Origin of the sequence: Rhodococcus sp. SMB37, assembly GCF_004345605.1 — a bacterium.
Taxonomy (GTDB): Bacteria; Actinomycetota; Actinomycetes; order Mycobacteriales; family Mycobacteriaceae; genus Rhodococcus.
In genome coordinates, this window is sequence record NZ_SLVY01000001.1 from 38,024 (window position 1) to 49,864 (window position 11,841).

The following is an 11,841-nucleotide window of genomic DNA, read 5'->3' on the forward strand; positions in this document are numbered from 1 at the left end:
GCGGCACAGCGAAAACCGCGGCACAGCGAAAAGGGAAGGAAATACAGCTATGTCGGCGATCACCCTCACCGGTGTGCACCTGCACTATCCGGACGGCACAGCCGCATTGACAGAGGTCGATATCGATGTGCACGATGGTGAGTTCATCGCGCTCGTCGGCCCGTCCGGGTCCGGTAAGACCACGCTCCTACGGACCGTTGCCGGGTTCCTCGAGCCCACCGCCGGCACGGTGCGGATCGGCGACGACACGGTCGCCGACGGCGGCCTCGGCGTGCCGCCGGAGAAACGGCATCTGGGCATGGTGTTCCAGCAGCATGCGATCTGGCCGCATCGCTCCGTCGGCCGGAACGTGTCGTACCCGCTCGAGATCGCGAAGATGCCTCGGGTCCGCCGCACCGCGCGAGTGGCGGAGGTGCTGGACCTGGTCGGGCTGACCGGATTCGAGAAGCGCGATCCCGCAACACTGTCGGGTGGCCAGCGCCAACGGGTCGCACTGGCGCGAGCCCTGGTGTCCCATCCTCGTGCGTTGCTGCTCGACGAAGCGCTCTCCGCGCTCGACGAACCGCTGCGTGACAGGTTGCGTCTCGAACTGCGCACGCTCACCCGCGCACGGAATCTGACGGTATTGCACGTGACCCACGACCGCGCCGAGGCGCTCGCGCTCGCCGATCGGGTGGCGATTCTCGAAGACGGCCGGATCCGTCAGATCGGAACTCCCGAGGAAGTAGTGTCGCGACCGAAGTCGGCGTTCGTGGCGCGTTTCCTGTCGGACGCGAACGTGCTGCGCGGGTCGATCGACGGCACGGGGTTCCGCTCCGACGACCGCGCTGTGACGGTGTCGTCGGACGTTCTCCGCACGAGCTCGCGCGGGTCCGGCGCACTCGCGGTGCTGCCGTCCGACGTCGAGTTGGTCCCACCGGCCGCGGCGACCGAGCACGCCGGTGTCGTCGTGTCGTCGCTGTTCGGCCGCGATGCCAGCGACGTCGTGGTCACCTGTGGTGGGGTCGATTTCCGTTGTGCCGTGCGGGGATTACGGCCGGCGGTCGGCGAGCATGTCGGGCTCGAGATCCGGCGGGCATTGTTCTATCCCGACGACCCGGCGGCGGAACGCACCCCGGTCACGAGCGCCGCGCGGTGAGCAGCAGGTATTCCCAATCCATGGCTCCCCGACCGAGATCGTAGCGGCGCGCGAGATCGGCGAGGTCGCGGTCGAGTGCCGCCACCCGATCCGGTGGGTCCGTCAGCGAGGCGTACACGGCAACGGTGGGTCCGTAGTTCTTCTTGAAGAAATCACGGAACTCGGCTGCGGTTCCGAAGGCGTCGACGCGCACCGTTCCCGTCCGGGTGTCGATGTCGCACACCCGATCGCCGAGCAGCGCACGCACGTGGGTCTCGTCTCCCCACAGAGGTGGCGGCTGGGCTCCGGGAGGGGGCGGCGGTGCATACGGCGTCATCGTCGCGAACATCTCCCCGATGAAACCGGTCGGGGTCCAGGCGAGCAGCCCGATCCGACCGCCAGGACGTGTCACGCGCACGAGTTCGTCGGCCGCCGCCTGGTGGTGCGGCGCGAACATGATGCCGACGCACGAGAGCACCGTGTCGAAGGCGCCGATGTCGAAGGGCAGGGCTTCCGCATCGGCCTGGAACCAGTCGAGCTGTGCACCGGCCGCGGCCGCATGGCGGCGGCCGACCTCGAACAGTTCCGGTGTCAGGTCACTGGCAGTGACATTGCCGCCCGCCAGCGCTGCGGGTATCGACGCGTTGCCCGAGCCTGCGGCAATGTCGAGAACCCGGTCGCCGGTCTGCAGGTCGGTGGCGGCGACGAGCCGCGCGCCGAGGGTGGGTATGACGGTGTCCGCGACGGCCGGATAGTCGCCGAGTGCCCACATCGCGCGATGTTTCGCCTTGAGCGCGCGGTCGGTGAGAATGGTGGAGTCGGTCATGTCGATGCTCCTGACTGGATGTGCGCAACCCATCTCCGAGTGCGTGTAATTCGACAGTACGAAGCAGCCTGCCCACGCCTCCAGTACACGATCTGTACTTCGCACACCGGCCGAGTCTGGTTCGATGCAGCAGACAGGCCTAGCATTCGTTCATGGGGTCGTCGTACCGCCAGTTCTGTCCCGTCGCGAAGGCGATGGAGTTGTTCGACGAGCGCTGGACGTTGCTGATCGTGCGTGAACTGGTGCTCGGAAGCGAGCACTTCAACGAGCTACGCCGCGGTCTGCCGCGGATGTCGCCGACCCTGTTGTCGAAACGCCTGCACCAACTCGCTGCCGCGGGCATCGTGGAGCGGACCACGAACGGATCGAATGTGCGGTACGTCCTCACTCCCGCGGGGCGCGGCCTCGAACCGGTCGTCGAGGCCCTCGGCACGTGGGGTGCGCGATGGACCGGCCGGCTCGGCGATCAGGATCTGGATCCGACACTTCTGATGTGGGACATGCACCGCTGCGTCGATCGCACGGTGACACCCGATTCCCGCACGATCGTGCAGTTCACGTTCCTGGGCACGGCCCGCGCTTCACGCCGCTGGTGGATGGTCATCACCTCCGGCGACGTGGACGTCTGCGATGAGGATCCGGGCTTCGAGGTCACGGTCCGCGTCATCGCGGATCTGCGTGCACTGACCGAGATCTGGCGCGGCGAACTGGGGTGGTCGCACGCGCTCCGGTCGGGCGCTGTGGTGATCGACGGACCGGTGGAGCTCCGACGGAGCTTGCCGACGTGGTTCGTACCGCGGTCGTTCGGCGCCGCCGCACCATCGGTGGCCGCCCCACTCGTCTCCGACGGGTGAGTCAGGACGGCAAGGCGCAACATTGCACGGCGTGACCGTCGTCGGAGTCGACGCCGAGCATCGGGAGGCTCCCGAGTCGCTGCGCGGGGATACCGTCCGTCATCTCCTGGACAAGCCCGCGTACCAACTGCGCGAACCGCGGATCGGTGCCGATGGTGGCGGCCCGCGCAAACGCCATACCGAGTTCTGCCGCACGGTCGCGGGCTTCGGTGTCGAGGTCCCACAACACCTCGAGATGATCGGAGACGAACCCGATGGGGACGACGATGACGGCAGGGACACCACGCTCGGACAGTGCGTCGAGGTGGTCGACGATGTCGGGTTCGAGCCACGGCATCTGCGGCGGGCCGGAACGGGACTGCCACACCTGGTCGTAGTCGTCGACACCGGCCGCCTCGGCGACGAGTGCGCACGCTTCGGTGACCTGCCGGCTGTAGAGCCGCCCGCCGAGATCTGTGGGGCCATCGGCCGCATCGGCGCGCAACGGCACCGAATGTGCCGTGAAGACGACGCGGGCCTCGCCGCGGATGTCGTCGGAAATTTCTGTGCGGGCCGCAGCGATCGCGTCGGCGGCCGCGGCGACGGCAAGTGGGTGGTCGTAGAACTGGCGGAGTTTCGTGAGCTTCGGAGCGTCGGCGCCGACTGCCTCGCGGGCACGCTCGATGTCCTCGTGATACTGGCGGCACCCGGAATATCCGCCCCAGGCGGAGGTCGCGAACACCAGTGCGTTGCGGACTCCGTCGCGAGCCATCTCGGCGGCAGTGTCCTCGATCATCGGGTGCCAGTTGCGGTTGCCGAAATAGATCGGCAGGTCGATGCTGTGCGCCGCGAATTCTGCGCGCACGGCATCGATGATCGCGCGGTTGAGCGCGTTGATCGGAGAGACACCCCCGAAATGCAGGTAGTGCTCGGCCACATCGTCGAGACGTTCCGGCGGGATACCGCGTCCGCGGGTGACGTTCTCGAGGAACGGACGTACGTCGTCGGGGCCTTCGGGTCCGCCGAACGACAGCACCATCAGTGCGTCGTATGACTCGGGGGTGTTCTTCTCCATCGTCTCAGCCGTTCTGTTTCTCGGGTTGTCAGGCGCCGAATCCGACCTGCGAATGGAAGCCACCATCGACGTAGACGATGGAGCCGGTGGTGCCGGGTAGCCAGTCGGACAACACCGTGCACACCGTCTTCGCGACCGGGGTCGGGTCGTCGACGTCCCAGCCGATCGGCGACGCGGCAGACCACCCGTCGTTGAGTTTGTTCATCTCGGCGCCCGGCCCGGTGGCATCGCCGGCGATGGCCTTGGCGGCGAGGGTCTTGATGGGACCGGCCGCGACGAGATTGGAGCGAATACCGCGCGGACCGACCTCCTTCGCGACGTACCGGTTGACGGATTCGAGAGTGGCCTTGGAGACGCCCATCCAGTTGTAGAACGGCATCGCACGCGACGGATCGAAGTCCATGCCGACGAGGGAGGCACCGTCATTCGTCGCCGGAAGCACGGCCTTGGCGAGCGCCGCGTACGAATACGCGGACACTTCGAGCGCGACGGCCACATCGTTCCACGGCGCGTCGAGGAAGGGACTGCCCAGGCACGAGCGCGGTGCGAAACCGATCGAATGGACGACGCCATCGAGGCCTTCGGGTGCGATCTCACGGATCTTGTCGGCGAGCCCGGCGAGGTGCTCGGGGTTCTGCACGTCCAGTTCGATCGCGGGCGGTACCGGCTGCGGCAGCCGCTGCGCGATGCGGTCGATCAGCCTGAGCCGGTCGAATCCGGTGATGATCACCTTCGCGCCCTGTTCCTGCGCGACCTTCGCGGTGTGGAATGCGATCGAGGCATCGGTGATGATGCCGGTGACGAGAATGGTCTTGCCCTCGAGCAGTCCGCCCATGAGTGTGTCGATCCTCCAGTGAGTTTCGGATGTGGTCCGGTTTCGCGGGCTGCTAGTGGCCCATGCCCATACCGCCGTCGACGGGGATCACCGCACCGGAGACGTACGCGGAGTCGTCGGAGGCGAGGAAACTGACGACCGCGGCGATGTCCTCGGGCTTGCCGAGTCGCTGCAGCGGGATGAACTTCTTCGCCATGTCGCGAAGGTCCTCGGACAGTTCGGCGGTCATGTCGGTCTCGACGAAGCCGGGGGCGACGACGTTGGCGGTGATCGACCGCGAGCCGAGTTCGCGGGTCACCGAACGTGCCAGGCCGATGACACCGGCCTTCGAGGACGCGTAATTGATCTGGCCGGCCTGACCAGCCATGCCGACGACCGAACCGAGGAAGATCATCCGGCCCCAGCGCGCTCGTAACATCGCGCGGTTGGCGCGCTTGGCACACCGGAACGCGCCGGTGAGGTTCGCGTCGAGCACACTGGTGAACTGATCTTCGGTCATGCGCATCAGCAGGGTGTCGTCGGTGATGCCCGCATTCGCGACGAGCACCTCGACCGGACCGTGGTGGTCCTCGACCTCTGTGAACGCGCGGTCGACGGAATCGCTGTCGGTGACGTCGCACACGACACCGAACAGGTCCTCGGGCACACCGGAACCGCGGTGGGTGACGGCGACCTTGTGTCCGTCCGCCTGGAGGCGGCGGGCCACGGCGAGCCCGATGCCCCGGTTGCCCCCGGTGACGAGGACCGAACGGGGGGTGGCCACGTGCCGCGACGGTGCGGCGCTGGTTGCGTCAGTCATGCGGACCAACCTATCTGGTAGTGGATCGAGTACGGAAAAGGCACCGCTGCTGCCACAACGCGGGTCAGGGCAGTCGCTGACGGAGCACCATCGCGGCGATCAGACCGCCGGCGACAGCACCGACACCGAGCATGAGCCACGGGCGGCTGGCGTCGCCGCGGGTGGTCTCGAACCCGATCTGCTCTTCGAGGGTGTCGTAGGCGCCTTCGAGTTCTTCGAGGCTGGACGCGGCGAAGAAACTACCACCGGACAGCTCCGCTATCTCCTCGAGCGACGGATCGTCGACCGGGACCGGGATCTGTTCGTCTTCGATCGTCACGCTGCCGTATTGGGTGCCGAACGAAATGGTGGACACCGGGATACCCTTCTCGGCTGCCTGACGGGCCGCGGTGAAACCGCCTCGGGGATCGTCCGGGCTTTCGGGCACGGTCTGCTTGCCATCGGAGAGCAGCACGATGCGGGCCGGCGGCGCCTGGTCGCTGCCACCGAGTACCGCGGCGAGAGTCTCGATGGATTGCATCGAGGTGAAGATCGCCTCGCCGGTCGCGGTGCGTTCGCTCAGTTGGAGATGATCGATCGCGGTCTTCGTCGCTTCTCTGTTGGTGGTAGGTGAGACGAGGACCGACGCCGTCCCGGAGAACGCGACGAGCCCGAGGTTGATGCCTGGGGTGAGGTCGTCGGCGAACGACTTGGCCGCTTCCTGTGCCGCCGCCAACCTTGACGGTGCGACGTCGGTGGCTTCCATCGACAACGACACGTCGATCGCGAGAACGACGGTCGCGCGGTTGCGGGGAACCCGCTGTTCGGAGGTGGGCCCGGCCAGCGCGATGGTCAGCAGTGTGAGTCCGACGAGGAGCAGCGCGACGGGGATGTGCCGCGCGCGGCCCGGTCTGTCGGGTGCGACCTTCTCGAGCAGTTCGAAGTTGGTGAACCGCAGGGTATTGGTGAGCCGGCGTCGCTGCACGAACACGTATCCGACAGCGAGCGCGGCGACGACGAACAGGAACAGCAGCCACCACGGGGAGGCGAAACCGGAGAAGCTCATCGTCCCCCCTGCCCTGCGCCCATGCTGTGCCTGCGGGCTGCAACGAAGCGGACGACGTCGCCGATCCAGTCGCGGTCGGTGCGCAGACTCAACCGAGGTGCACCGCACCGGCGCAGCGCCTGTTCGACTGCCGCGCGGTGATCGGAGGCGGCCTGCGTGAAGTCGGCGCGCAGTTGGGGCGTTGTGGTGAATTCGCGGGTACGCCCGGTTTCGGGGTCGTGCAGCACGACGTCGCCGAGATCGGGTAATTCCAGATCACGCGGGTCGAGCACCTCGACGGCGAGCACCTCGTGGCGGGCGGACAGCGCCCGCAGCGGCCGCTCCCACTCGATGGGCCCGAGGAAATCGCTGATGACGACGATGAGTCCGCGGCGTCGTTGTGGGCGACGAAGTGAGTCGATGACGCCGCGCAGATCACCGCGGGTGCCGTCCGGTGGGTGCGGAGTGGTGGCGATCGTGCGCAGCATCGACTGTGCATGCAGACGTCCACCGCGGGCCGGCATGCGCGCGAAGTCGCGGCCGTTGGACACCACCGCGCCGATACGGTTTCCGCCACCGCCGGTGAGGTAGGCAATCGCGGCGACGGAAGCGATCGCGAGGTCGCGCTTTTCGCAGGTTCCGGTACCGAAATCGAGGCTGGCCGACAGATCGAGTGCCAGCCAGGTCTCGAGTTCGCGGTCGGCGACGGTCTGCCGGACATGCGGGTGGGTGGTGCGGGCGGTGACCGACCAGTCCATCTGCCGGACGTCGTCGCCGGGCTGGTATTCGCGGGCGTCACCGGGCTCGGATCCGGGGCCGGGGATCAGTCCGAGGTGATCGCCGTGCAGGACACCGTCGAGGCGGCGCCGGACCGTCAGTTCCAGCGTGCGCAGCGCAGCGGTGAGCTCGGGTTCACGCAGTTGACCGGCACGGAACGTCGGCGGCGACCCGGGGGCGCGTTCACTCACCGGGGCGCCGCACCCGCCTCGGGTCCGGCGGACGGTGTGCCGGCACGAGCCGGCTGCGGAGGCGCAGACGCAAGAGGCGCGACCTGCGGAAGGCCCACGGTCTGCAGGATCCGGCCGATGATGTGATCCGGTGAGACGTCGTCGGCGAGCGCGTCGTATGACAGCACCAGACGGTGGCGTAGCACGTCGGGGATGACATCGATGATGTCCTGCGGGATGACGTAGTCACGTCCACGAACCAGCGCCAGCGCGCGGGCGGCTGAAATGATGCCGAGCGTCGCGCGGGGTGAGGCACCGTAGGCGATCCAGCCCTGCACATCGTCGAGGCCGATTTCCGCCGGGACGCGGGTCGCGAAGATCACCCGCACCACATAGTCGACGAGCGCATGGTGCACGAACACGCGACTTGCGGCCGTCTGCAGGCGGATCAGCTCGTCGCTGCCGAGAATCTGTTTGGGTTCGGGTGCCGCGACACCCATGCGGTAGACGATCTCCCGTTCTTCCTCGACCGTCGGGTAGTCGACGAGGACCTTGAACAGGAAGCGGTCGCGCTGCGCTTCGGGAAGCGGGTAGACGCCCTCGTTCTCGATCGGGTTCTGAGTCGCCATGACGAGGAACGGATCGGGCATCGGGAAGGTCTTCCCACCGATCGTCACGTGCCGCTCGGCCATCACTTCGAGCAGCGCCGACTGCACCTTCGCGGGGGCACGGTTGATCTCGTCGGCGAGGACGAAGTTCGCGACGACCGGGCCGAGTTCGGTGTCGAACTCCTCGCGACCCTGCCGGTAGATCCGGGTGCCGACCAGATCGGTGGGAACGAGGTCGGGGGTGAACTGCACACGGGAGAACGAGCCGCCGACGACCTTGGCGAAGGTTTCCACGGCGAGGGTCTTGGCCACACCGGGCACACCTTCGAGCAGCACGTGTCCCCTGGCGAGAACGCCGACGAGCATCCGCTCGACCAGCAGGTCCTGGCCGACGATGACTCGTTTGACCTCGTAGATGGCACGTTCGAGGAGCCGGATGTCCTGAGCCGGATCCACCGCAGCGGGCGCGCCCTTGCCGTCTCGGCTCCGGCCGTCGGGTGTCGGACCGTCGTTGCGCGGCGGAGCGGGCTTCTGTGCCTTCGTCGTGTTCACTGCCGCGTTGTTCGCCGTCGGGGCGTTGCCCGCCGGGGCACTCACCGCATTGCCTCGCTCGCCGCTCTTCTGGACGGTCGATTCGCTCTTGTCGTTCGACCCTGCAGTCCCCGACGTTCCACCCTCGCGTGAGGTCACCAACAATCCACCGCTTTCGCCTGTCGCTCCGCTGGAAACACCTGCCGGCACCACTATTGCAGGTGCCGGTATTCCGTGTCGTCACCCCCGCGCGACCTGCGCCGCGTCGCCGTCACGACACCATGCGCACCACATACGGTGTCATGCCGTCCCAGCGTACCGGCGAGATCTTCACGTGCGCACCCGACTGCGGCGCCTCGAGCATGGTGCCGTCACCGAGATACAGGCCCACGTGCTGGCTGGCGTTCGGACCGTAGAAGATCATGTCTCCGCGTTTCATCTCCGACGCAGGAACCTGAGTACCGGCGGTGTATTGGTACCCGGTGTAGTGCGGGAGGGAGACGCCGATTCCTGCGAAGGCGTAGATCATCAGTCCGGAACAGTCGAATCCGACCTTGTTGTAGTCGCCGTAGCTGTCGGCGACACCACCATCTCGGATTCCTCGGGTGGGTCCGTTCTCGTCACCGCCACCCCATGCGTAGGGCACGCCGATCTGCGACAGTCCTCGATCGATCACCGTTTCGACGGCTGCGGTCCCGGTCAGCGTCGGACGTTGGGTCGTGCGCGGCGACGAGCGGGGGCTGGACTCGCGCGGCGTCGACGGGCCGGTCTCATCGGCTGGGTCGGGGTTCGTCCATTCGCGGACGTCGTCGTCCTCGTCGTTACCTGTGTCGGTTCCCGTTCCGGTGTCGCCGCCCGTATCGTCGGGCTCGGTGCCGGTGTCCGTGCCATCGGATTCGGTCGGCTCGGTCTCGGGCGTTTCGGTCTCGGCTACTTCCGTCTCGTTCGGCCCGGTCACAGTCGGTGCAGTCACAGTCGGTGCGGGAATGTCGAGCTGTGTGTGGGGACGCTGTCCGTTCGAGAGTTCGGCGGCACGCGCTCGCGCGGCGGCGTCCGCTGCAACCCGCACCGCCGCTTCGGATGCGGCCTGCGCGGCGACCTGCGCAGCTGCGGCTGCGGCGGCGTCCTCGGCGCGACGGCGGTCGTCCCACGCCACGTATTCGGCGCGCTGCCCTTCGAGCCCTGCGACATTCGTCCGTGCGTGGTCGAGTGCGGCCTGAGCCTGTGCGCGTTCCTGTTCGATGCGGTGTTTTTCGCTCGTCTGCGCCTCGAGCGCCGCACGGGCCGTCGAGATCGCGGCTTCCGCCTCGGAGCGGCGTTGTTCGGCAGCGGCCGCCGCGGCGTCGGCGTCGAGCTTCGCAGCGCGGGCCCGGGAGTTGCTGTTGGCTTCCGTGGCGCGGGCACGTTCCAATGCGTCGAGCACCGCGGTCCTGCCCGAGGACAACAATCGCATCACCTGGGCGCGGTCGAGAAGATCGTCGGGTCCGTCCGTCGACAGGAAGGACGCAAGTGACGCGCCGTTGACACCTTGCGTGTAGCTGCTGCGCGCGAAGTCGTCGAAATCGTCCTGTACGTGCCGGATTCGGGCTCCCGCATCCTGCAGTGCCAGTTCCGAGGCTGCGACCTCCTGGGCGGCCGCATCCGCGGCATCGCGAGCCGACTGCAGATCGACGAGCGCACGGTTCACGTCTTCGCGCTTGATCGCCACCTGGGCATCGAGTTCGGCCAGCTGCTGGTCGGCACCGGCGATCTGCACGATCAATGAGCCGATCCGGTCGACGCCGGAATTCACCGCGTCGCCGGCGGCATCGAGTTCCGAGTCGCTCGGATTCGGTGGAGGCGGTGGTACCGCTCCCGCTGTAGACCCGAGCCCGACGAGAACAGTGGTAATCAGCCCGAGCCCCGCGAGTAACCTCGGAACACGCCGCCGTGTTTGCGAAGACACGTCCCTGTCCCGACCCGACGACACATCTCGGTGCGTCGCCCCTCTGTCGTGTGACGAGGACTGTCGCGGAATCCCCCCGTGGATACCGAACCGTCGCACTGTGCTCTCCCTCGGTCGTGCCGACCGATCGCACCGGTCGACCCCGACGCCTGGAGAAGAGCGCACAACACCGATCGCCCGCGGTCGCGCGGCCGATCGCTGATGATCTCGTACCGATCACGGGTCAGCGTCCCGCGACTCGGGTTGTGACACTTCTTCCCCAAGAGCGCCACGTGAACCGTACGACACAGTAGGCACCCCCCGCACGACAGTCACAGATATTCGTCGGGAAAGCCCTGGTCGGTCACGACTGAACAACGGCGACCACCCCGGTCACAGGCGTGACCCGGTTGTCACCGCAGCAGAAGAATCGGTCGCGATCGAATGGTGGCGCGCCACCGAGAGAGATCAGGAGGAGGAGCCGCTGTCTCCGGGCGCGACCTGCGCGTCACCGGAACCCGCGTCCGGTTCGCTGTCCACACGCCGCCGCTTGGCGAGATACGTCAGTCCGCCGCCTGCCGCCACCACAAGAATCAACACGATGGTCATGAATGTCCACGGTGGGGACGGTTCGAGTAGCGAGTCGACGAAGTTGGTCGTCGAGGCCACCGTGTCTCCCGTATAGGTCCGGTCCTGCGCCGCCTCGAGCGTCACACGGTCGACCGTGTCGCTGAACGTGCCGACCCAATCGGGGCTGAGCACCAGCACGGTGCCGCCGTCCTCCGACCCGACGGCAGTGGCGAGGTCGCGCAGTTGCGAGTCCATGTACGGGTTGCTGTCGACCACGACGACGCTGAGGTCGATGCCGTGCTCCTGGGCACGCTGCACCTGCTCGACGAGTTCCGAGGGATCGAGTTCCGAGATCTCGACATCTTCGGGGACCGACACCTGATCGTCGGCCAGGTCGGCGAGGACGGTCTCGAGTGTGACTCCGGGAGGGAGGTCCGTGGCCGCGGGCCCGGGTATACGAAGCAGTGGCGCAGACATCTCTCTCCGGTGGTGCTGGTCAGAAGCGGGCGAACCGCATTCGCCGCGTCAGCCGAGAACGACGGAGACGCCGTCGGTGTCGCAGGCATGCCGCACTCGCACGGCACCACCGCACACTACGCGATGAACCGGGCCGGCTCGGAAACCGACTCTCGCGCGGAGACCGGCCGTCACCCGACGTGTCGAACCCCGCCCCGCCTATGTAGGACAAGCGTACTGTTAGACTTGCGGCGAGATGCCGCGGCACCGGTCAACCCCGGACATGGTCGCGAGCC

Annotated in this window: 11 protein-coding genes; 2 read left to right on the top strand and 9 right to left on the bottom strand. The window is 67.3% G+C overall.

Features of this window, described 5'->3' with window-relative positions; genetic code table 11:
• Positions 1–49 precede the first annotated feature (49 nt).
• Positions 50–1,138, top strand: a complete 1,089-nt coding sequence (locus tag EV641_RS00205) for an ABC transporter ATP-binding protein (protein ID WP_132469973.1) — start codon at positions 50–52, stop codon at positions 1,136–1,138.
• Here EV641_RS00205 and EV641_RS00210 read toward each other — a convergent pair.
• Positions 1,119–1,943: a class I SAM-dependent methyltransferase gene (locus EV641_RS00210; RefSeq protein WP_132469975.1), complete on the bottom strand. Its 825-nt coding sequence runs from the start codon at positions 1,941–1,943 to the stop codon at positions 1,119–1,121. The genes EV641_RS00205 and EV641_RS00210 overlap by 20 nt on opposite strands.
• 152 nt (positions 1,944–2,095) lie before the next feature.
• Between EV641_RS00210 and EV641_RS00215 the strand changes: the two genes are divergently transcribed.
• Positions 2,096–2,797: a helix-turn-helix domain-containing protein gene (locus EV641_RS00215; protein WP_132469976.1), complete on the top strand. Its 702-nt coding sequence runs from the start codon at positions 2,096–2,098 to the stop codon at positions 2,795–2,797.
• A gap of 1 nt (position 2,798) precedes the next feature.
• On the opposite strand, the gene EV641_RS00220 is transcribed toward EV641_RS00215, so the two are convergent.
• The 8 genes from EV641_RS00220 to EV641_RS00255 all read right to left on the bottom strand — a co-directional run bounded on the left by EV641_RS00220 (position 2,799) and on the right by EV641_RS00255 (position 11,566).
• Complete coding sequence (locus tag EV641_RS00220) at positions 2,799–3,851, bottom strand: ferrochelatase (RefSeq protein ID WP_132469978.1); 1,053 nt, start codon at positions 3,849–3,851, stop codon at positions 2,799–2,801.
• Between the two features lie 28 nt (positions 3,852–3,879).
• Positions 3,880–4,686 carry an NADH-dependent enoyl-ACP reductase InhA gene (inhA, locus tag EV641_RS00225; RefSeq protein ID WP_132469980.1) on the bottom strand — a complete coding sequence of 269 codons (807 nt, stop codon included), beginning with the start codon at positions 4,684–4,686 and terminating at the stop codon, positions 3,880–3,882.
• A gap of 52 nt (positions 4,687–4,738) precedes the next feature.
• Positions 4,739–5,485, bottom strand: coding sequence for a 3-oxoacyl-ACP reductase FabG1 (fabG1, locus tag EV641_RS00230; protein ID WP_132469982.1), 747 nt, complete (start codon positions 5,483–5,485; stop codon positions 4,739–4,741).
• A 64-nt stretch (positions 5,486–5,549) separates the two neighbouring features.
• The gene (locus EV641_RS00235) at positions 5,550–6,530 is read right to left on the bottom strand and encodes a VWA domain-containing protein (protein WP_132469984.1); all 981 of its coding nucleotides are present in this window, start codon (positions 6,528–6,530) and stop codon (positions 5,550–5,552) included.
• Positions 6,527–7,477 carry a DUF58 domain-containing protein gene (locus tag EV641_RS00240; RefSeq protein ID WP_132469986.1) on the bottom strand — a complete coding sequence of 317 codons (951 nt, stop codon included), beginning with the start codon at positions 7,475–7,477 and terminating at the stop codon, positions 6,527–6,529. The genes EV641_RS00235 and EV641_RS00240 overlap by 4 nt, the downstream gene beginning before the upstream one ends.
• Complete coding sequence (locus tag EV641_RS00245) at positions 7,474–8,754, bottom strand: MoxR family ATPase (RefSeq protein ID WP_132469988.1); 1,281 nt, start codon at positions 8,752–8,754, stop codon at positions 7,474–7,476. Before EV641_RS00245 ends, EV641_RS00240 begins: the two co-directional genes overlap by 4 nt.
• Before the next feature lie 112 nt (positions 8,755–8,866).
• Complete coding sequence (locus EV641_RS00250) at positions 8,867–10,540, bottom strand: NlpC/P60 family protein (protein WP_241996697.1); 1,674 nt, start codon at positions 10,538–10,540, stop codon at positions 8,867–8,869.
• Between the two features lie 447 nt (positions 10,541–10,987).
• Entirely contained in the window at positions 10,988–11,566 is a 579-nt protein-coding gene (locus EV641_RS00255; protein ID WP_132469992.1) for a DUF6676 family protein, read from the bottom strand.
• Positions 11,567–11,841 lie beyond the last annotated feature (275 nt).